The sequence below is a fragment of the Nocardioides nanhaiensis genome (genome assembly GCF_039542785.1).
GTDB classification, from domain to species: Bacteria; Actinomycetota; Actinomycetes; order Propionibacteriales; family Nocardioidaceae; genus Nocardioides; species Nocardioides nanhaiensis.
In genome coordinates this window covers 1650424-1669878 of the sequence record NZ_BAABIM010000001.1, presented here as the reverse complement: position 1 = coordinate 1669878, position 19455 = coordinate 1650424, and the positions used below count along the sequence as shown (strand labels likewise).

The window sequence follows — 19455 nt, the reverse complement described above, 5'->3', positions numbered from 1 at the left end:
GATGGGGCAGCGGTGAGCGGGCGCTACAGCGACCACGACGTCGAGCACTACGACCGTCCCCGTCGCCGCACACGCCCACGCACCAAGGAGCGCCCCTCCTACGACGACGCCGTCGACGGCGTCGTGACGACCGTCGACCGCGGCCGCTTCACGCTGCTCGTCGCGGGCACCCCGGTGATGGCCGTCAAGGCCCGGCCGCTGGGCCGCAAGGGCGTGGTGGTGGGCGACCAGGTGCGCGTGGTGGGTGACACCTCCGGCGAGGAGGGCACGCTCGCCCGGATCGTGGAGGTGCGCGAGCGCAGCACCACCCTGCGCCGCACCGCCGACGACGACGACCCCGTGGAGCGGGTGATCGTCTCCAACGCCAGCCAGCTGGTGGTCGTGACCGCGCTGGCCGACCCCGAGCCGCGGCCCCGCCTGCTCGACCGGGCGCTCGTGGCCGCCTACGACGCCGGCATGGACCCGCTGCTCTGCCTCACCAAGAGCGACCTGGCCGACCCCGAGACGCTGCTCGTCACCTACCGGGCGCTCGGCGTGCCGTGGGTGGTCACCCGGCGCGGCGGAGACCTGCGCGAGCTGCGCACCCACCTGGCCGGGCGCACCAGCGTCCTGGTGGGGCACAGCGGCGTCGGCAAGTCGACCCTGGTCAACGCGCTGGTGCCCGACGCGACCCGCGCGGTGGGGCACGTCAACACGGTCACCGGCCGCGGCCGCCACACCAGCACCTCGGCGATGATGCTCGCGCTGCCGGGCCACGACGGTGTGGAGGGCGGCTGGATCATCGACACGCCCGGCATCCGCTCGTTCGGGCTCGCGCACGTGCAGCCCGAGGACCTGATCGGCGCCTTCCCCGACCTCGAGGAGCTGACCGAGGGCTGCCCGCGGGGGTGCACGCACGGCGAGGAGGAGCCCGAGTGCGGCCTCGACGAGGCACTCGCCCGCGGCGAGGCCGACCCCGACCGGATCAGCTCGTTCCGGCGTCTGCTCGCCGCCCGCAGCGTCACCGACTACTGACCCGGCGCACGACGGGCCAGGTCAGCCGTTGGTGCCGTACCAGGCGATCTGCGCGCCGGCGTCGCCGGTGAGGACGGTGTAGACACCCGTGGCCACCGCAGCCAGACCCACCAGGACGGCGAGCACGGTGCCCACCGTGTGCGACGAGCCGCGCGCGGGGCGCCCCTGCCACCACACCGAGACGTAGGTGAGGAGCGCGAAGCCCGTGGTGGTGAGGCGCAGGACGTTCGCACGCTCCTCGTGGGTCTCGAGCAGCGCGGCCAGCGGGCCGCCGTAGGTGTTGTTCTCCTCGACGCTCTCGCCGGAGAAGTAGGCCACCCAGATGCTGACGAGCGCGACGGTGACCGCGGCGACCAGCGGCCAGCGCAGCCGCCCCCGCCAGCGCGGCACCGCGGCGTAGAGGACGCCGGCCAGCGCCGACAGCGGGCCGAACACGACGGCGGCGTGCACGACCAGGGCGTGCAGCGGCAACCCGTTGATCTCCATGCGGCAGAAGATAGAGCAGCGCCCTGAACGTAGCCTGTGGGCCGTGGCCACCGATGCTCCCGACTACACCGACGACCTGCGCTTGGCGCACGTGCTCGCCGACGACGCCGACTCCCTCACCACCGCGCGCTTCAAGGCCCTGGACCTGCACGTGATGAGCAAGCCCGACCTGACGCCGGTCACCGACGCCGACCGGGCCGTCGAGGAGGGCATCCGCCGCACGCTCTCGCGGGTGCGCTCGCGCGACGCCGTCACCGGCGAGGAGGAGGGCACCACGGGCTCCGGGTCGCGCCGCTGGATCGTGGACCCCATCGACGGCACCAAGAACTTCGTGCGCGGAGTCCCCGTCTGGGCCACCCTCATCTCGCTGGCCGTCGACGACGAGGTGGTGCTCGGGGTGGTCTCGGCACCGCAGCTGCAGCGGCGCTGGTGGGCCTCGACGGGTGCCGGCGCGTGGACCGGGCGTTCCCTGCTGAAGGCCTCGCCCTGCCAGGTCTCCGACGTGCGACGGCTCGAGGACGCCTCGTTCTCCTACGCCTCCCTCGACGGGTGGGACGAGCGCGGTCGGCTCGACGACCTCACCTCGCTGATGCGGCGCTGCTGGCGCACGCGGGCCTACGGCGACTTCTGGAGCTACATGCTGCTGGCCGAGGGCGCCGTCGACCTGGCCGCCGAGCCCGAGCTGGAGGTCTACGACATGGCTGCCCTCGAGGTGATCGTGCGCGAGGCCGGGGGCCGCTTCACCTCCCTCGACGGCGCCGAGGGCCCGTGGGGCGGCAACGCACTGGCCAGCAACGGGCACCTGCACGAGGCCGCGCTGTCCTTCCTCGGCTCCCCCGCCGAGGGACCCGACCGCCCCGAGGACCCCGACGACCCACGGCCCACCGGCGCCTCGGTGAGCCAGCTGCACCCGCGCCGCCCGCGCGAGGACTGACCAGACACCTGCAGCACCGGGTCGGGGCCGGAGTCGCCGGGAGGTCTGGACGGACCCTGGTGCCCCGGGTGCCGGTGTGAGTACGGTCACCCCATGCGCATCGGTGAGATCCTCTCCGCCAAGCCCGACCACGGCGTCGTCACCATCTCCCCCGAGGCCGGGGTGCGCGAGCTGATCGCGCTGCTGGCCGAGCACAACATCGGCGCGCTGATCGTGAGCACCGACGGCACCCGCATCGAGGGCATCGTCAGCGAGCGCGACGTCGTGCGCCACCTGCACAGCGACGGCACGGTGATCAACAACGTCGTCGCCGCGATCATGACCGAGGGCGTCGAGACCTGTGCACCCGACGACGACCTGGACACGGTGATGGCCACGATGACCGCACGCCGCTTCCGCCACGTGCCGGTGCTCGACGGCGACCGGCTGGTCGGCATCATCAGCATCGGCGACGTCGTCAAGCACAAGATCGGTCAGCTGGAGTTCGAGCGCGACCAGCTCGACAGCTACCTGCACCAGTCGTGAGGTGGCGGTGAGGTGGTTCGGCCGGCCCCGTAGGGTCGCGCGCATGGACAAGCCCGAGATCGACTTCGTCGACCCCACCCCGCCCACCGACCTCGTGGTCACCGACCTGCGCGAGGGCGACGGCCCCGAGGCCGCCGCCGGCCAGACGGTCAAGGTGCACTACGTCGGCGTCGCGCACTCCACCGGCGAGGAGTTCGACGCCTCCTACAACCGCGGCGAGCCGCTGCAGTTCCGCCTCGGCATCGGCCAGGTCATCTCCGGGTGGGACACCGGCGTGCAGGGCATGAAGGTCGGCGGCCGCCGTCAGCTCGTGATCCCGCCGCACCTGGGCTACGGCGACCGCGGCGCGGGCGGCGTCATCAAGCCCGGCGAGACGCTGGTCTTCGTCGTCGACCTGCTCGAGGTGCGCTGAGCCGACGCTCGCGAGCGGAGTCAGGCGACGCTGAGCGCGACCTCGATGTTGCCGCGGGTGGCGTTCGAGTAGGGGCACACCTGGTGCGCCTGCTCGACCAGCCGCTCGGCGGCCTCGCGGTCGAGGTTCGGCAGCGTCACCTCGAGACCGACGGCCAGCTGGAAGCCGCCCTGCTCGGTGGCGCTGATGGACACGTCCGCCACGACCTCGGAGTCACCGACGTCGGCGCCGGATCGCTGGCCGACGACGCGCAGCGCGCTGTGGAAGCACGCGGCGTAGCCGGCGGCGAAGAGCTGCTCGGGGTTGGTCGCACCGCCGGCGCCGCCCATCTCCTTCGAGATCCGGACGTCGAGGTCGAGCTGGCCGTCGGTGGAGGCGACGTGGCCATCGCGCCCCTCCCCGGTGGCGACGGCGCTGGCGGTGTACAGGGCGTTCTCGGTCGTGGTCATGCGCACCAACATATTGTGCACAATCTATTTGCGCAAGGTGTGATCGCGTACAGTGCACCCATGGCCGCACCGCTTCCCCAGCTCGAGCTCGACCGCCAGTTCTGCTTCCCCCTCTACGCCGCCGCGCGCGCCGTCACCCGTCAGTACGCCGACCTGCTGGCGGCCGAGCAGCTCACCTACCCGCAGTACCTGTGCCTGCTGGCGCTCTGGGAGGCCGACGCACCGATGACCGTCGGCGAGGTCGGCGCGCGGCTGCGCCTGGACTCCGGCACGCTCACCCCGGTGCTCAAGCGGCTGGAGGCCGCGGGCGTCGTCGCGCGGCACCGCGATCCCGACGACGAGCGCCGGGTGCTGGTGCAGGTCACCGAGGCCGGCTGGGCCCTGCGCGAGCGCGTCGCCGACGTGCCCATGCGTCTGGTCGAGCGCGCCGAGCTCGCCCCCGAGGACGCACTGGCGCTGCGGGCGCTGCTCGACAAGCTCCTCGCGGTGCTGCCCGACTGAGCCGGTCAGCCGGTCAGCCGGTCAGCCGGTCACCAGGGGAAGTCGTCGGGCGTGGTCTCGTCGACCACCCGGGCGGAGGCCGCGGCCACCGAGACGACGTCACCGACGGCCAGCTGGCGACCCCGGCGGGTCTCGCTGACGCCGTTGACCTTGACCACCCCGCCGGCCAGCAGCTCCTTGGCCTGCGAGCCGGACTCGACCAGGTTGGCCAGCTTCAGGAACTGGCCGAGCTTGATGTTCTCGTCGGAGATGGTGACGTTCGTTGGGTCGCTCACGCCGGCCATTATCCGATGAGCACCACGACGGAGTGGATGAGGACCCCCACCAGGCCTCCGACGATGGTGCCGTTGATGCGGATGAACTGCAGGTCGCGGCCCACGTGGAGCTCGATCTTGCTGGCCGCCTCGCGCCCGTCCCAGCGCTCGATGGTGGAGGTGATGACGCCGGTCAGCTCGGTGCCGTAGCGACCCACCACGTACACCACGGCGTCCGAGGCGATGCCGTCGAGCCGCTCGCGCAGCGCGTCGTCCTCGCCCAGCCGGGTGGAGAACTTCTGCAGCTCCTCGAGCAGCCGGCGCCGCACCGCCCCCTGCTCGTCGGCCAAGGAGGCGGTGAGCGCCTTGCGCAGCGCGTTCCACAGGGAGATGCCGGTGCTCACCACGGCGGGGTGGTCCAGCAGCCGCTCCTTGAACCGCTCCGCACGCGCCTGGGTCTCCGGCTCCTCGAGCAGGTCGCGGGCCAGCCGCAGCAGCATCGAGTCCAGCGCCTGGCGGGCCCGGTGCCGCGGGTCGTCGCGGATGTCGGCCACCCAGCGCACCATCTCCAGGTGGGCGCGGGCGGTGACCTTCTCGTTGATGCTCGGCGGCGCCCACCACGGGGCACGCTCCCCCAGCACCTCCTGCACGGTCTCCGGGTTCTCCATGAGCCAGTCGTGCAGCTCGTCGAGGGCCAGGTCGACCAGCCCGTGGTGCACGTCGTCGCGCAGCGCCTCGCCGAGCAGGCCGCCCAGCAGTGGCGCGATCGGCTCCTCCCGGAAGCGCGGCACCAGCGCCTCCTGCACCAGGGCCACCACGTGGTCCTGGCGCACGCGCTTCAGACCCGCGCCGGCCACCGTGGAGACCTCCTCGACGACCCGCTGCGCGTGGGCGGGGTCGGAGAGCCAGGTGCCCAGGCGTGCGGCCGGCGTCGCGGCGGCGAGGCGCTCGCGGATGACGCCCTCCTGGAGGAAGTTCTCGCCCACGAAGTCCTGCAGACCCCTCCCCAGGTCGTCCTTGCGGCGCGGCACGAGGGCGGTGTGCGGGATGGGCAGGCCCAGGGGGTGCTTGAACAGCGCGGTGACGGCGAACCAGTCGGCGATCGCACCGACCATGGAGGCCTCCGCCCCGGCGTTGACGAACCCGAGGAAGCCCTCCTCGCCCAGCGTCAGCACGAAGACGACGGCGGCCAGCAGCAACAGCGACACGGCGACGGTGCGCATCTGCCGCAGACCGCGGCGGCGCTCGGCGTCCGCGGCGGGGTCGGCGACCAGGAACGGGGTGGATCCAACACTCGTGCTCACCGCCGCATCCTTGCCGACGAATCAAGGCCGGCTCGTGCCAGTATGGAATCCATGCCTTCCCCGCCCTCCCGGACGGTGCTCACGTTCGGGACCTTCGACGTGTTCCACGTCGGTCACCTGCGCGTCATCGAGCGCGCCGCCGCGCTCGGCGACCGCCTCGTCGTCGGCGTCTCCGCCGACGCCCTCAACCTCTCCAAGAAGGGGCGCGAACCGGTCTTCTCCCAGGCCGAGCGGCTGGCCATCGTCGCCGCCCTGCGCGACGTCGACGCCGTCTTCCTCGAGGAGAGCCTCGAGCTCAAGCGTCAGTACCTGGTCGAGCACGGCGCCGACGTGCTCGTGATGGGTGACGACTGGGCGGGGCGCTTCGACGAGTTCCGCGACGTCTGCGAGGTCGTCTACCTGCCACGCACCCCCGCCATCTCCACCACGGCGCTGATCGAGAAGATCGCCGCCGCCACCTGATCCCTGCCACCCTGCCGCCCCCCGCACCACGACGCGACCGTCCATCCACCTTCCCCGACAGGATGAACAGCCCATGACCCGCACGCGCCCTCGCCATCTGCGCCAGCTGCGCCATCTGGCAGCCCTCGTCACCACCGTCCTGCTCACCGCGACGCTGCTGGGCGCCCCGGGCGCCTCCAGCGCCTCGGCCGGTGGACCCCGGGGCGGCAGCACCGACGTCGCGCCGCTCACCGCCGTGACGGCCGAGTCCGCCGCGACGCCCGAGGCGCTGCTGCAGCGAGCACGTCGCGTGGTGGCCCCGCGGCCCGGGGAGCAGGTGACGCCGGCTGACGGCGAGCACGCCACGTTCCTGATGCGCGACCTGTTCTCCGCGCTGCCCGACCTCGACCCCGAGGAGCGCGCGCTGGCCGAGGTGATCCTGGCCCGCCCCACCGACGGCGCCTCGGACCCCCAGGGCAACGGCTACTCGGTGCCCTCGGTCAAGCGCTGCACCAAGCGCGTGTGCCTGCACCACGTGCGCAGCACCGCCGACGCCCCGCCCAGCGAGGCGTGGGCCACGTACTCGCTCAAGATCCTCGACAAGGTCTACCGCTTCGAGACCGGCAAGCTCGGCTACCGCAAGCCGGTGGCCGACCGGAAGTTCGGCGGCAACAGCAAGTTCGACGTCTACCTCAAGGACCTCGGCACCGGCCTGTACGGCTACTGCGTGCCCGAGTACTACAAGCCCGGCAGCCGCAAGGTCGCCTCGGGCTACTGCGTCGTCGACAACGACTTCTCCTCCACCCAGTTCTCCGGCAAGCCCAAGGACAACCTGCGCGTCACCTTGGCGCACGAGTTCTTCCACGCCGTCCAGTTCGCCTACGACTTCACCGAGGACCAGTGGTTCATGGAGTCCACGGCGGTGTGGATGGAGGAGCGCTTCGCCGACGGCGTCAACGACAACCGCCAGTACCTGCCCATCGGCCAGACCCGGCTCCCCCACGTGCCGCTCGACACCTTCGCCGACCCCGGCGTCCACTACGGCAACTGGACCTTCTGGGAGTACCTCAGCAGCCGGATGGGCAACCGCGTGGTCCGCGACGTGTGGGAGCGGGCCGACGCCAACCGGGGTCGGGCCGACCAGTACTCCGCTCAGGCCCTGCGCAGCGCCCTGGCCGAGCGCGGCGGCCTGACCAGGCGCTACACCGCCTTCGCGGCCGCCAACCTGATGCCCGGCAAGAACTACGCCGAGGGCGAGGCATGGCCGGCCGCGATCACCCGCGGCACCCGTGAGCTGGGCAAGCAGCAGCGCCGGACCCGCTTCCGGGTGCGCGTCGACCACCTGGCCTCGGCCTCCTACGTCGTGCGGCCGGACTCCTCCATGGGCAAGAAGTGGAAGCTGCGCGTGGTGGTCAAGGGCCCCGCCCGCGGGTCCTCCCCCGGCGCCTACGTCACCGTGCGCACCACGAAGGGCGCCCTGCAGCGCAAGCCGGTCACGCTGACCCGCAAGGGCGTCGGCAAGGTCGTGGTGCCGTTCTCGGCCAAGCGCGTGCGCGCGGTCTACCTCACCGTCGCCAACGCCTCGACCCGCTACCGCTGCGGACGCGGCACCACCTACTCCTGCCGTGGCGTGGCCCGTGACGACGACCGCCGCTTCTCGCTGAAGGTCAGCACCTTCCGCTGACCCGGCACGAATCCGGGATCGGACACCGCCGGACCGGCGCTACCGCATCTCGACCTGGACGTCGGGCAGCTCGCCCCGGAGCAGGCGGACCAGGCGGGCGCCCTCCTCGTCGTCGCCGCCGAGCTCGGCCCACCGCAGGCACCGCTCGAAGGTGCGCCGCGTCATCCCCCGTGGCTGCCAGTCGGCGAAGTCGTCGGAGAGGGCCTCGTCGTGCCCCCAGAACGGGCCTGGGTCGCTGTGCGCCCGGAGCTCCAGGTAGGTGATCGGCTCCTCGCCGTGCCGGTCGGACGGTGAGCGGGGCTCGTAGCCGAACCGCCCGGACCCGCACTGCTCCCTGTCCACCTCCCCATGATTCCCTGTCCACCTCCCCATGATGACGCGCGCCCCCGAGCGCGCGGAGGCGTCGGGTGGTCAGGCCTCGCAGCGGACGGTGGCTTCGGCGAAGCAGTAGTCGTAGGCGGCGCCGCCGTCGATGCGGTCGCGCGCGCCCTGGCCGGTGAGGAGGTCGATGCCGCCCCCGCCACGGATGTCGTCGGGGCCGCCGCGGCCGTAGACGACGTCGGTGATGGCGCTGCCGACCAGCAGGTCGGCGCGGTTGGTGCCGACGACCGTGTGCACCGCAGAGATCCGCAGCCCCCCGCCCTGCCAGGAGCCGGCCCCGCGCTCGAGGTCGAGGGTCACCGAGCGCCGGACCCCCTGCAGGTTCACCTGGTTCTCGCCGCCTCCGCCGCGCAGCGTGGCGCGGCTCGAGCGCGTCCGGACGTTGAACCCGTCCTGCTGGGGTCCCCCGACGACTGTGGGCGCACCTCCCACCACGTCCGCCCCGTTCGCACCCGCGCCCAGGTAGGCGGTCACGCTGCCGCTGGCCTCCACGAAGTCGTTCCCCGGGCCGGCGCGCACCACCCCGCCGGTGGCGGCCAGGTAGTCGTCGCCACGCCCACCCTTGACGACGTCGTCACCCGCGAGGCCGCGCAGGACGTCGTCGCCGGCGCCGCCGACCATCACGTCGCGCTGCGGGGTGCCCTCGATCGTCTCGACGCCGACCAGGGTGTCGCGGCCTGCGCCGGTGGCGGTGCGGCCGTCGCTGACCCGGATGCCGGTGCTCCAGCTGAAGTAGCTGAGGTAGTCGCGGCCGCGGCCACCCACCACGCGGTCGTCACCGGCCCCCTCGAGCACGTAGTCGTCGCCCGTGCCGGCGTCGATGCGGTCGGCGCCGTCTCCGCCGGCGATCCGGTCGCGACCGGGGCCGCCGCAGATCAGGTCGTCGCCGCCGAGGCCGTCGACGGAGTCGTTGCCGCCCAGCAGCGCGATGACGTCGGGGCCCACGGTGCCGACCAAGCGGTCGTTGCCCGCGGTGCCCACGACCGTGGCCGGGCGCCCCTGGCAGGTGGCGGCGGCCACCGCCGTGGCGGCGGCCACCGCCGTGGCGGCCGGGGGGACGACGACGAGGGCCGCGGCGGCCAGGGAGGTGCCCACCAGCGCGGTGAGCGCCGCAGGCACGCAGGACAGGGCACGGGCGGTCATGGGGTCTCCGGGGGTGCGGGGGTGCGGGGGCTGCCACCTCAACGAGGCAGCGGGTCCGGGGTTCCGCGTGGTAGGCAGGGCGACGTGATCACGGGCTTCGAGACGCACAGGGTCGACGTCGGGGGCGTGCGGGTGCACGCGGAGGTCGGCGGGTCCGGACCCCCGGTCCTCCTGCTGCACGGCTACCCGCAGACGCACGCGATGTGGCACCGGGTGGCGCCGGTGCTCGCGGAGCGGTTCACCGTGGTGGCGCCCGACCTGCGCGGCTACGGCGACTCCGGCAAGCCCGCCACCACCGTGACGCACGAGCCCTACGGCAAGCGCGCGATGGCCGGCGACGTCGTCGGGCTGATGCGGCACCTGGGGCACGAGCGCTTCGCCGTCGTCGGTCACGACCGCGGGGCGCGGGTGGCGCACCGGCTGTGCCTGGACCACGAGGAGCGGGTGGAGAGGGCGGCGGTCCTCGACGTCGTGCCCACGCGCCACGTGTTCGCGACCGCCGACCGGGCGATGGCCACGGCCTACTACCACTGGTTCTTCCTGGCCCAGCCCGAGCCGCTGCCCGAGAAGCTGATCGGCGCCGACCCGGTCTGGTTCCTGCGCCGCAAGCTGGGCCACTGGTCGGCCGCGCGCGGCGACCTGGGCGTCTTCGACCCCGCGGCGGTGGCCGAGTACGAGCGGTGCTTCGCCGACCCCGCCACCGTGCACGCCAGCTGCGAGGACTACCGCGCCGCCGCCTCGATCGACCTCGGGCACGACGACGCCGACGCCGACGCCGGACGGCGGGTGCGGGCCCCGCTGCTCGCCCTGTGGGGTGCGGAGGGGTTCGTGGGGCGGCACTACGACGTGCTGGACGTGTGGCGCGAGTACGCGGACGACGTCAGCGGCGAGGTGGTGCCAGGTGGTCACTTCCTGCCCGAGGAGGCGCCGCGGGAGACGACCCGGCTGCTGCTGGACTTCCTCGACGGACCCGTCCCGGCGCGTTGACGCGGCGGCTCCCGGGTACCGGCACGGCATGGCTACGAACCCCCTTCACTACACGACTCCCGGACTCGACGAGGCGACCGCGCAGAAGGTCGTCGAGCTGCTGCAGGGCCGCCTGCACGCCTGCAACGACCTGCACCTGACCCTCAAGCACGTGCACTGGAACGTGGTCGGCCCGCACTTCATCGCCGTCCACGAGATGATCGACCCGCAGGTCGACACCGTCCGCGGCTTCGCCGACGACCTCGCCGAGCGCATCGCGACCCTGGGCGGCTCGCCGCAGGGCACCCCCGGCAGCCTGGTGCAGGCCCGCACCTGGGACGACTACAGCATCGGCCGCGCCACCACCCAGGAGCACCTGGGCGCCGTCGACGTGCTCTACCGCGGCGTCATCACCAGCTACCGCGAGGGCATCACCGCCCTGGAGGAGCTGGACCCGGTGACCCAGGACATGTTCATCGCCCAGACCGAGCAGCTCGAGCTGTTCCACTGGTTCGTCCGCGCCCACCTCGAGGACTCCTCGGGCCGACTCTCCACCGAGAACGCCGAGACCGAGGTCGAGGGGTCCCGCGCCGTGGGCTGATTCCTCCCTCCGTTGGAGGCCGCACCAGCGGTCGCAGCAACCTCACGCAGGCGGGCCGGGGAGCACCACGCGGAACGTGGTCCCCCGGCCCGGCTGCGACTCGACGTCGACGTGCCCGCGGTGGGCGCGCACCACGCGGTTGACGATCGCCAGGCCGAGACCGGTGCCCGGCCGACTGCGCGTGGCGGTGTTGTCGGCGCGGAAGAACTCCTCGAAGAGCCGCTCCTGGTCCGCGGGCGAGATGCCGATGCCCTGGTCGCGCACCTGCACCACCACCGCGCCCGTGCCACCGATCGCCGGGCGCACCTGCACCTGCACGGTGCCGCCCCGCTCGGAGTACTTGACGGCGTTGGCCACCAGGTTGGCCACCAGCGTGTCGATCTCGCTGGGCACCCCCGGCACCACCTGGGGCCCGGGCGCGAGGTCGAGCTCCAGGTGCACCTCGCGGTGCCGCGCCTCGGTGGCCATCAGCTCGGCGACGTCGCGCGCCACCTCGGCGACGTCGACCGGCTCGGGCTCGCGCACCCGCGCGGGGTCGTCGACCTCGGCGAGTGCCAGGAGGTCGCTGACCATCACGCGGATCCGCCGCGCCGCCCGCTCGATGGCGCCCACCGACCGCAGCGCCACCGGCGACAGCTCCTCCTCGGCCAGCAGCTCGAGGTTGCCGCTGATGGCGGCCACCGGGTTCTGCAGCTCGTGGGAGAGCACGTCGATGAGCTGGCGGCGGTAGGCCGACGCGGCCAGCTCCTGCTCCAGGCTGAGCGTCGCGTCGCGTCGCTCGATCGCGCTGACCACGGTCTGCTCGGCCTGGCGCGCGAGGGCCTCCAGCACCTTGCGCTGCTCGGCGTCGGGGCGCAGCCGATTGCGCGGCAGGTCCATGCCGAGCACCCCGCGCACCTCCCCCTTGTCGTCGCGCAGCAGCGCGCACAGCAGGTCCTCGGGGTGCCAGGCGCGGCGGTTGGGGACGGGCTCGATGTCGGGCACCCAGCTCCAGCGGTCCAGGCGGTCGGTGGCCCGGTCGTGCGGCAGGAACCGCAGCGGGCCCCAGTCCTCGGCCAGGGCCATCTCGGCCAGCAGCTCCTCGATGGGGGTGTGCACCCGGGCCAGGTGGGCGGCCGCCTCGTCGTCGCCGGCCACCGCCACCGTCAGCAGGAGTCCCTCGTGGACCACGCTGACGGCGGCGACCTCGAAGCCGGCAAGCTCGCGGACGCCCTCGGCGACGACGCGCAGGGCCTCGCGGTCGTGCGCGTCACCCCACCACGCGCCGAGGTCGTCGGGCGTCGTGGGAGGCATGGGTCACAGCCTGCCACCCGACGCCCACCGGCGCGGGCGGTTCGCCAGCACCGCCTGGGCATGATGGGCAGGTGCGTGAGCGTCGGGTCCTCCTCACCCTGGCGCTGGTCACCACCGTCACCGCCGTGGTCAGCAGTCTCGGCGCGCCGCTCGTGCCCGCCGTGGCGGCGCGCTACGAGGTGGCGGTGGCCTCGGCGCAGTGGGCGCTGACCGCCACGCTGCTCGCCGGCGCGGTCGCGACACCGGTGGTCGGACGCCTGGGCAACGGGCGGCTTCGACGACCCGTCGTCCTGGGCGGCCTGGCCACGGTCCTCGCGGGCTGCGTGCTGGCGGCACTGCCGCTAGGCTTCGGCGCCCTGGTGGCGGGCCGCGCACTGCAGGGGGTCGGGCTCGCGCTGGTGCCGCTCGCCCTGGCGGCTGCGCGCGACACCTGGCGGGGCGACCGCCTCCCCCGCGTGCTCGGGCTGCTCTCGGTCACCACGGTGGCCGGCGCCGGTGTGGGCTACCCCGTGACGGCCCTCGTGGCCGAGCACCTGGGGCTGGCCGGCGCCTACTGGTTCGGTGCCGCCCTGGTGGCGATCACCCTGATCCTCGCGGTGCTCGACCTGCCGGTGGCTCGCGACAGCGCCGTGCAGCCCGTCGACGTGCCCGGCGCCCTGCTGCTCTCGCTCGGCATGACGGCGGCGCTGCTCGCCGTCAGCCAGGGCGACGCCTGGGGCTGGCTCGCACCGGTGACCCTCGGGCTGCTCGCGGTCGGTGCCGCCCTGCTGGCCGGGTGGGTGCGGCGCACCCTGCGCACCGGCCACCCGCTGGTGGACCTGCGGCTGGCGCGGCGCCCCGGCGTCGTGGGCCCGCACCTGGTGGCGATGGCGCTCGGCGCCAGCATGTACGCGCTGCTGACGCTCGTCGTGGTGGTGGTGCAGGCCGAGCCCGGCACGGGCGCGACATCGGGCGACGACGGGTACGGGCTGGGCCTCGGGATCGCGGCCGCCGGTCTGGTGCTGGTGCCCTACTCGGTCGCCAGCGTGGCCGGCAACCAGGTGGCGCGGCGCGTGGCACGGCGGCTGGGGCCGGGCGTCGTGCTGCCCGTCGGCTGCGCCGCGTTCGCCGTCGCCCTGGGCCAGGTGGCCCTGTCGCACCAGCGGCTGTGGCAGGTGCTCGTCGCCATGGCCCTCGGGGGCCTGGGCAGCGGCTTCACGTTCTCCTCGATCCCGGCGCTGCTGGTGCCGCACGTGCCACGCACCGAGACCGCCAGCGCCCTGGCGTTCAACCAGCTGATGCGCTACCTCGGCTTCTCGGTGGGCTCGGCGCTCAGCGTCGCGCTGCTGGTGGCGCTGGGCGACGACGACGCCGCCCTGCGCGCCACCCTGGGCTCGTTCGCGCTGCTGTGCCTGGCCGCCGGGCTGGTCAACGGAGCGACAGCGGCTCGCAGCCGTCGCGCGTGACGGCGTCGCCGGGTCAGCGACCGAGCAGGACGTCCGCGCCGGCGGGCCACCAGGTGCCCGCGGCGGGTCCGCCGTTGCACTCGCCGTCGGACTCACCGGGGTTCTTGATCCACAGCCGTGCATCGAGGCCGCTGCGGAAGACCCGGGCGGGCTTGGTGCCCAGGCGCGCCCAGGTGGGGTTGCACCAGTCGCCGGAGACGGGGGTGGCCGCACCGTTGCGCGAGGTGTCGACGACGTAGCGGCGTCCGGGCACGCGGATCCGCGCCAGCTCGCTGCGCACCTGGGCCGCCCACGCCTGCACCCGACCGCTGGGCTGGTGGTTGGCCACGTTGACGGCGAAGCCCCGCGCCTTCGCGACACCGGCGCTGCGCAGCAGTCGGGCCGTCGTGGCCGCGTCGACCCAGTCGGAGTGCCCGGCGTCGAGGTAGACCCAGGCGCCCGCCCGCGAGAGCGCGGTGACGGCGGCGGCGAGCAGCCGGGTGCGGGCGGTGGGGCTGCCGCACTCAGGGCGGGTCGCGAACGGGATGGCGTCGGGTTCGAGCACCACCATCGGCCGGGTGCCGCGCAGCCCGGCAGCTGCCGCGCGCACCCAGGCCGTGTAGGCGGCTGCTGTGGGCAGGCCACCGCTGGAGGCGCCGCCGCAGTCGCGCCCGGGGATCGCGTAGAGCACCAGCACGGGCGTGCGGCGCGCGGCGGCGGCACGGCGCGTGTAGTCGACGACGCCGGCCCGCACAGCGGCGGGCGTGGGGTAGGCGCCGTCGGTGAACCAGCGCGCCTGCGGGCGGCGACCGATCGCGGCGTACGCCGCACCGGCTCGAGCCGCGGGCATGGCCGCGTCGACGTAGAAGGGCCGCGTGGTGCGCGGGTCCCGCGCCGCTGCCGCCTCCACGACTCGCGCGGACGCCGCGGCGCCGGGGGTCACCGCCGCGCCGACCGGGGTCGTGAGCGCCAGCAGCGGGCCCAGCAGGGCGAGGACGGCGAGCACCGCGCTCAGGAGCGGCGCTCGGCGCGCGAGGCGCCGGGGGCGGAAGGACACCGCACCAGCGTAGGGCTCAGCAACCCTGCGCGCGGACGAACCGGTGTGGGCCGCCTCACCGCGCGTGGGAACATGCACGGGTGCCCAGCCCTGCCGAGGAGCCGCCCGAGGCCCCCGCCCCCGCGCGCCGCGGCCGCCCCGGCTACGACCAGGAGACGGTGCTGCGCCGCGCCGTAGAGCTGTTCAACACCCAGGGCTACGACGCCACGAGCGTCGGTGACCTCGCGCGCGACCTCGGGATCACCAAGTCGGCCATCTACCACCACGTCAGCAGCAAGGAAGCACTGCTCTCGGCCGCGCTCGACGAGGCGCTCGACGGACTGACCGCCGCGGTCGACCGCGCCGTGGCCGCCGACCCCGACCACACGGCGCTGGAGCGGCTGCGCGCGGTGGTCGAGGAGTCGGTCCGCATCCTCGTGCGGCACCTGCCGGCGGTGACCCTGCTGCTGCGGGTGCGCGGCAACAGCGAGGTGGAGCTGAGCGCGCTGCGCCGTCGTCGCACCCTCGACGAGAAGCTGGCCCGGCTGGTGACCGAGGCCGTGGCAGCCGGGGAGCTGCGCGACGACATCTCCCCCGACCTGATCAGCCGCCTGCTCTTCGGCACGGTCAACTCGCTGGTGGAGTGGTACCGCCCGGGTGGTCCGGTCGGCGAGGACGAGCTGGCCCACGCCGTCGCGACCCTGGCGTTCGAGGGCCTGCGCGCCTGAGCTGGACCCGGTCAGCGCACGGGCCGCCGGTCGACGACGCGGCGCATCTTGCCCACCGAGCGCTCGACGGCGTCGGGCTCGACCACCTCGACGTCGACGCTGACGCCGATCGAGGCCTTGACCAGGCGCTGCAGCTCGGCGCCGGCTGCCTGTGCCGCGTCGCGACCAGCGCTCTCGCGGCGCTCGACGACGACGGTCAGGGTGTCGAGGTGACCCTCCCGCTCGAGGCGGCACTGGAAGTGCGGCGAGAGCGGCGGGAGGCCGAGCACCAGCTCCTCGACCTGGGTCGGGAACAGGTTGACGCCGCGCAGGATGATCATGTCGTCGGTGCGACCGGTGATCTTCTCGATGCGTCGCATCGTGCGGGCGGTGCCGGGCAGCAGCCGGGTCAGGTCGCGGGTGCGGTAGCGCACCACGGGCATGGCCTGCTTGGTGAGCGAGGTGAAGACCAGCTCGCCCTCCTCGCCGTCGGGCAGCACCTGGCCGGTCACCGGGTCGATGACCTCGGGGTAGAAGTGGTCCTCCCACACGTGCAGGCCGTCCTTGGTCTCCACGCACTCGCTGGCGACGCCGGGGCCCATCACCTCGGAGAGCCCGTAGATGTCGACGGCGTGCATGTCGAGGCGCTGCTCCATCTCGCGCCGCATGTCGTTGGTCCACGGCTCGGCGCCGAAGATGCCCACCTGCAGCGAGGTGGATCGCGGGTCGACGCCCTGCCGCTCCATCTCGTCGATGATCGCGAGCATGTAGGAGGGCGTCACCATGATGACGTCGGGCCGGAAGTCGGTGATCAGCTGCACCTGCCGCTCGGTCATGCCGCCCGAGACGGGCACCACGGTGCAGCCCAGCAGCTCCGCGCCGGCGTGGGCACCGAGACCGCCGGTGAACAGGCCGTAGCCGTAGGCGTTGTGCAGCACGTGACCGGCCCGCCCACCAGCGGCGCGGATGCTGCGCGCGACGACGCCCGCCCACGCGGCCAGGTCGTCACGGGTATAGCCGACGACGGTCGGCTTGCCGGTGGTGCCCGAGGAGGCGTGCACCCGGGCGACCTGCTCGCGCGGCACCGCGAACATCCCGAAGGGGTAGTTCTCGCGCAGGTGCGCCTTGGTGGTGAAGGGGAAGCGTGCGAGGTCCTCCAGCCCGGTGAGGTCGTCGGGGTGCACCTGGGCGGCCTCGAACGCGGCGCGGTAGTGCGGCACGTTGTCGTAGGCGTGCCGCAGCGACCACCGCAGGCGCTCGAGCTGCAGCGCGCGCAGCTCGTCGACCGAGGCGGTCTCGACGGGCTCCAGGTCGCCGGGGCGGGGGCTGAGGTCCTGCACGCGTCCTCCCACACTTGCTGCCGCAATTACTGACCGATCGGTCGGGATAGGTTCGCACGCGCGCGCCGGGGGCGCAAGCACCCTGTGCGGGAGCCGCTACCGTGGCCTGCGTGCACCGACTCACCGTCCAGTACTTCGACCCCACCGACGGCACCGGCTTCGAGGCCGTCTACCGCGAGCGCCACGTCCCGATCGTGCAGGAGGTGCCCGGCCTCGCGAGGTTCGTGCTGAGCACCCCGCGCGGCACCGGCGACACGCCGCACCTCGTCGCCGAGCTGTGGTTCGAGGACGCCGAGACCATGAAGGCCGCCCTCGGCTCGTCCCAGATGTCGCGGGCAGCCGAGGACGCCGAGACCTACGAGGTCGCGCGCCGGGTCATGTTCGCGGCCGAGGTCGAGGACGTCGCCACCAGCGCCTGACCACGGCGCCGCCGCCGCGCGGTGTCAGTCCGCGGCGGGCTGCCGCTCGAGGGGCAGTCGTACCCGGAAACGGGAGCCCTGCCCCGGAGCGCTGGTCACCAGCACCTCGCCGCCGTGCGCGCTCACGATGCTGCGCACGATGGAGAGACCCAGACCCAGGCCGGGCACGACACGCTCCACCGCGGCGCGCGCGCGGAAGAACGGGGTGAACAGCTGGGCGAGGTCCTCGGCATCGACCCCGATGCCGGAGTCGCGCACCTCCAGCTCCACCGACTCGCCGTCACGGCACAGGGACACGTGCACCTGCCCGCCGCGGTCGGTGTACTTCACCGCGTTCGAGAGCAGGTTGACGACCACCTGCCGCACCCGCTCGGCGTCCACGACGGCCATGACGGAGTCGGGCAGCGATGCGTGCAGGTCGACGCCGGCCTCGGCCGCCAGTGGTCCCGTCGTCTCCACGACCTCGGCCACGATCGCCGTCAGCTCGGTGGGTGCCCGGGTGAGGGCGGTCGCCGTCGCGCGTCCCTCGGCGGTCTCGAGCAGGTCGCCCACCAGCCGGCGCAGGCGCACCGCGTTGCGCTCCACCACCTCGAGCGCTCGCCGGGGCGAGGCGTCCAGCGTCGGGTCGTCGAGCAGCATCTCGACGTGGCCGAGCACCGCCGTCAACGGGCTGCGCAGCTCGTGCGAGACCGACGCCACGAAGTCGTCGCGCGCCTGCAGCGCGCGCATCAGGTCCGTGACGTCCTTGTAGGCCAGCGCAGCACCCGCGACCGTGCCGTCGGCGTCGCGCACGGGCCGTGCCGACACCGAGAGCGCCCGGCACGTCAGCGGGTCGGCACCCACCCAGATCCGGTAGTCGTCGAACTCCTCGCCCCGCACGGCCCGCACCGAGGGCATCTCGTCGCGGCCCAGGACCCGGAAGCCGTCCTCGGCGTAGACCGCACCGAGCTGTCCGGCCAGGCCGCCGTGCCCGTGCGGGAAGGCCAGCGCCAGGAAGTCGTGGTGGCGCCGGTTCATCTCCTCGTAGTTGCCCTCGCTGTCGACCAGGACCAGCCCGACGTCGACCGTGTCGAGGATGGCCTGTGCCTTGCGACGGTGCCGCTCCACGGCCGCCACGGCCTCGAGCAGGCGCAGACGGTCCAGGCGTTGCTCGGTGACGTCGAAAACCTGGCTCACGAAGTGCAGCGGTGCGCCGTCGTCGTCACGCATGAGTGCGACCGAGAGGTCGCCCCAGACCACCGACCCGTCGGCGTGCAGGTAGCGCTTGGTCAGCCTGAAGGTGCCGCACTCCCCGGCCAGGGCGGCACGCACCAGGGCCAGGTCGGCGTCGAGGTCCTCGGGGTGGGTGATCTCGTGGAAGGTCCGCCCGCGCAGCTCGTGCTCGGCGTAGCCGAGCATCTGGCACAGGGCACGGTTGACGTTGAGCATGACGCCGTCGGTGCTGACCAGGCACATGCCGATGGGCGGGTGCTCCACCGTCACCTGCCACAGGTGCTCCGGTGCAGGGTGCTCGACCACCGCGGACTCCTCCACCGCCGCACGTCCCCACCGGACGGCACTCCACCGCACGTGCGCACCCAGCGTGGCACAGCTCGCAGGACGACGTGGGGGAACAGGCGGACGAGCAGACCGGTCAGGTCACACCCAGTAGGTGTCGTGCCGGTCCATGAAGCCCGCGCGCTCCTCGGCGCTCATCTGCTCACCGCGGGCGAGGGTCTCGAAGTAGTCCTCGCGCGGCCCACCGGGGGCGAACATCAGCAGCATGGAGGCCCCTCCCCCGCCGCGGAACCCGTGGATGCCGCCCTCGGGCACGTACAGGAAGTCGCCGGGTCGCGCCGTCACCCAGGCGCGCCCGTCGTGGAGCACCACCTCGCCGGAGAGCACGTAGAACTGCTCGGAGATCGACCGGTGGAAGTGCGGGTCCGGACCCGACTCGTCCTCGCCGAAGGTCCAGCGGTACAGGCCGAAGCGGCCCTGCGTCTGGTCACCCGTGGCCAGGTACTCGCAGGTGCCGCCGGTGGCCAACGTCAGGTCGGGGCTCTCGTCGTCACGGCGCAGCCAGGCACTCGGCTCGCCGTCCGTGCCGTGGTAGGAGTCGGGCGGGTAGCTGCGCGGGAGTGACACGGGGGCTCCTCGGGTCT

At 73.5% G+C, this 19455-nt stretch carries 23 protein-coding genes; 12 read left to right on the top strand and 11 right to left on the bottom strand.

Annotation, left to right across the window (positions count from 1 at the left end; genetic code table 11):
• Positions 1–12: 12 nt before the first annotated feature.
• Positions 13–1014, top strand: a complete 1002-nt coding sequence (gene rsgA / locus ABD948_RS07965; protein WP_345264398.1) for a ribosome small subunit-dependent GTPase A — start codon at positions 13–15, stop codon at positions 1012–1014.
• 21 nt (positions 1015–1035) lie between these two features.
• On the opposite strand, the gene ABD948_RS07960 is transcribed toward rsgA, so the two are convergent.
• A complete protein-coding gene (locus tag ABD948_RS07960) occupies positions 1036–1500 on the bottom strand; it encodes a DUF2231 domain-containing protein (RefSeq protein ID WP_345264396.1) in 465 nt (154 codons plus the stop codon).
• Positions 1501–1543: 43 nt separating this feature from the next.
• Between ABD948_RS07960 and ABD948_RS07955 the strand changes: the two genes are divergently transcribed.
• The 3 genes from ABD948_RS07955 to ABD948_RS07945 all read left to right on the top strand — a co-directional run bounded on the left by ABD948_RS07955 (position 1544) and on the right by ABD948_RS07945 (position 3371).
• Positions 1544–2434: an inositol monophosphatase family protein gene (locus tag ABD948_RS07955; protein WP_345264394.1), complete on the top strand. Its 891-nt coding sequence runs from the start codon at positions 1544–1546 to the stop codon at positions 2432–2434.
• 93 nt (positions 2435–2527) lie between these two features.
• The gene (locus tag ABD948_RS07950; protein ID WP_345264392.1) at positions 2528–2959 is read left to right on the top strand and encodes a CBS domain-containing protein; all 432 of its coding nucleotides are present in this window, start codon (positions 2528–2530) and stop codon (positions 2957–2959) included.
• A 43-nt stretch (positions 2960–3002) separates the two neighbouring features.
• Positions 3003–3371 carry an FKBP-type peptidyl-prolyl cis-trans isomerase gene (locus ABD948_RS07945; RefSeq protein WP_345264390.1) on the top strand — a complete coding sequence of 123 codons (369 nt, stop codon included), beginning with the start codon at positions 3003–3005 and terminating at the stop codon, positions 3369–3371.
• Between the two features lie 20 nt (positions 3372–3391).
• On the opposite strand, the gene ABD948_RS07940 is transcribed toward ABD948_RS07945, so the two are convergent.
• Entirely contained in the window at positions 3392–3820 is a 429-nt protein-coding gene (locus ABD948_RS07940; protein WP_345264388.1) for an organic hydroperoxide resistance protein, read from the bottom strand.
• A 60-nt stretch (positions 3821–3880) separates the two neighbouring features.
• Between ABD948_RS07940 and ABD948_RS07935 the strand changes: the two genes are divergently transcribed.
• On the top strand, positions 3881–4321 hold the full coding sequence (locus tag ABD948_RS07935) for a MarR family winged helix-turn-helix transcriptional regulator (protein WP_345264387.1): 441 nt from the start codon (positions 3881–3883) through the stop codon (positions 4319–4321).
• Between the two features lie 29 nt (positions 4322–4350).
• On the opposite strand, the gene ABD948_RS07930 is transcribed toward ABD948_RS07935, so the two are convergent.
• Complete coding sequence (locus ABD948_RS07930) at positions 4351–4605, bottom strand: RNA-binding S4 domain-containing protein (RefSeq protein WP_345264386.1); 255 nt, start codon at positions 4603–4605, stop codon at positions 4351–4353.
• A complete protein-coding gene (locus ABD948_RS07925; RefSeq protein ID WP_345264384.1) occupies positions 4605–5879 on the bottom strand; it encodes a DUF445 domain-containing protein in 1275 nt (424 codons plus the stop codon). Before ABD948_RS07925 ends, ABD948_RS07930 begins: the two co-directional genes overlap by 1 nt.
• A 51-nt stretch (positions 5880–5930) precedes the next feature.
• On the opposite strand from ABD948_RS07925, the gene ABD948_RS07920 reads away from it, so the two are divergent.
• Entirely contained in the window at positions 5931–6341 is a 411-nt protein-coding gene (locus ABD948_RS07920; protein ID WP_345264382.1) for an FAD synthase family protein, read from the top strand.
• 73 nt (positions 6342–6414) lie between these two features.
• Positions 6415–8004 (top strand): MXAN_6640 family putative metalloprotease, encoded by a 1590-nt coding sequence (locus ABD948_RS07915; RefSeq protein ID WP_345264380.1) that lies wholly within the window; start codon positions 6415–6417, stop codon positions 8002–8004.
• A gap of 39 nt (positions 8005–8043) precedes the next feature.
• On the opposite strand, the gene ABD948_RS07910 is transcribed toward ABD948_RS07915, so the two are convergent.
• On the bottom strand, positions 8044–8346 hold the full coding sequence (locus ABD948_RS07910; RefSeq protein WP_345264378.1) for a hypothetical protein: 303 nt from the start codon (positions 8344–8346) through the stop codon (positions 8044–8046).
• A 69-nt stretch (positions 8347–8415) separates the two neighbouring features.
• Positions 8416–9528: a calcium-binding protein gene (locus tag ABD948_RS07905; protein WP_345264376.1), complete on the bottom strand. Its 1113-nt coding sequence runs from the start codon at positions 9526–9528 to the stop codon at positions 8416–8418.
• Positions 9529–9612: 84 nt separating this feature from the next.
• On the opposite strand from ABD948_RS07905, the gene ABD948_RS07900 reads away from it, so the two are divergent.
• Both ABD948_RS07900 and ABD948_RS07895 read left to right on the top strand, forming a co-directional pair.
• Positions 9613–10515 (top strand): alpha/beta fold hydrolase, encoded by a 903-nt coding sequence (locus ABD948_RS07900; protein ID WP_345264373.1) that lies wholly within the window; start codon positions 9613–9615, stop codon positions 10513–10515.
• A 28-nt stretch (positions 10516–10543) separates the two neighbouring features.
• Positions 10544–11095, top strand: coding sequence for a Dps family protein (locus ABD948_RS07895; protein WP_345264371.1), 552 nt, complete (start codon positions 10544–10546; stop codon positions 11093–11095).
• A gap of 42 nt (positions 11096–11137) precedes the next feature.
• Here the strand turns inward: ABD948_RS07895 and ABD948_RS07890 are convergent, their stop codons facing one another.
• Positions 11138–12388, bottom strand: coding sequence for a sensor histidine kinase (locus tag ABD948_RS07890; RefSeq protein WP_345264369.1), 1251 nt, complete (start codon positions 12386–12388; stop codon positions 11138–11140).
• A 71-nt stretch (positions 12389–12459) separates the two neighbouring features.
• Between ABD948_RS07890 and ABD948_RS07885 the strand changes: the two genes are divergently transcribed.
• Positions 12460–13833 (top strand): MFS transporter, encoded by a 1374-nt coding sequence (locus ABD948_RS07885; protein ID WP_345264367.1) that lies wholly within the window; start codon positions 12460–12462, stop codon positions 13831–13833.
• A 13-nt stretch (positions 13834–13846) separates the two neighbouring features.
• On the opposite strand, the gene ABD948_RS07880 is transcribed toward ABD948_RS07885, so the two are convergent.
• Complete coding sequence (locus ABD948_RS07880; protein ID WP_345264365.1) at positions 13847–14869, bottom strand: glycoside hydrolase family 6 protein; 1023 nt, start codon at positions 14867–14869, stop codon at positions 13847–13849.
• 80 nt (positions 14870–14949) lie between these two features.
• On the opposite strand from ABD948_RS07880, the gene ABD948_RS07875 reads away from it, so the two are divergent.
• Complete coding sequence (locus tag ABD948_RS07875) at positions 14950–15576, top strand: TetR/AcrR family transcriptional regulator (protein ID WP_345264363.1); 627 nt, start codon at positions 14950–14952, stop codon at positions 15574–15576.
• Between the two features lie 11 nt (positions 15577–15587).
• Here the strand turns inward: ABD948_RS07875 and paaK are convergent, their stop codons facing one another.
• Positions 15588–16895, bottom strand: coding sequence for a phenylacetate--CoA ligase PaaK (gene paaK / locus ABD948_RS07870; RefSeq protein ID WP_345264361.1), 1308 nt, complete (start codon positions 16893–16895; stop codon positions 15588–15590).
• Between the two features lie 110 nt (positions 16896–17005).
• Here paaK and ABD948_RS07865 point away from each other — a divergent pair, with 110 nt between their 5' ends.
• Complete coding sequence (locus ABD948_RS07865; protein ID WP_345264359.1) at positions 17006–17314, top strand: EthD family reductase; 309 nt, start codon at positions 17006–17008, stop codon at positions 17312–17314.
• A gap of 24 nt (positions 17315–17338) precedes the next feature.
• On the opposite strand, the gene ABD948_RS07860 is transcribed toward ABD948_RS07865, so the two are convergent.
• Both ABD948_RS07860 and ABD948_RS07855 read right to left on the bottom strand, forming a co-directional pair.
• Positions 17339–18832, bottom strand: coding sequence for a PAS domain S-box protein (locus tag ABD948_RS07860; RefSeq protein ID WP_345264357.1), 1494 nt, complete (start codon positions 18830–18832; stop codon positions 17339–17341).
• A 120-nt stretch (positions 18833–18952) separates the two neighbouring features.
• Positions 18953–19438: a cupin domain-containing protein gene (locus tag ABD948_RS07855; protein WP_345264355.1), complete on the bottom strand. Its 486-nt coding sequence runs from the start codon at positions 19436–19438 to the stop codon at positions 18953–18955.
• Between the last annotated feature and the right edge of the window lie 17 nt (positions 19439–19455).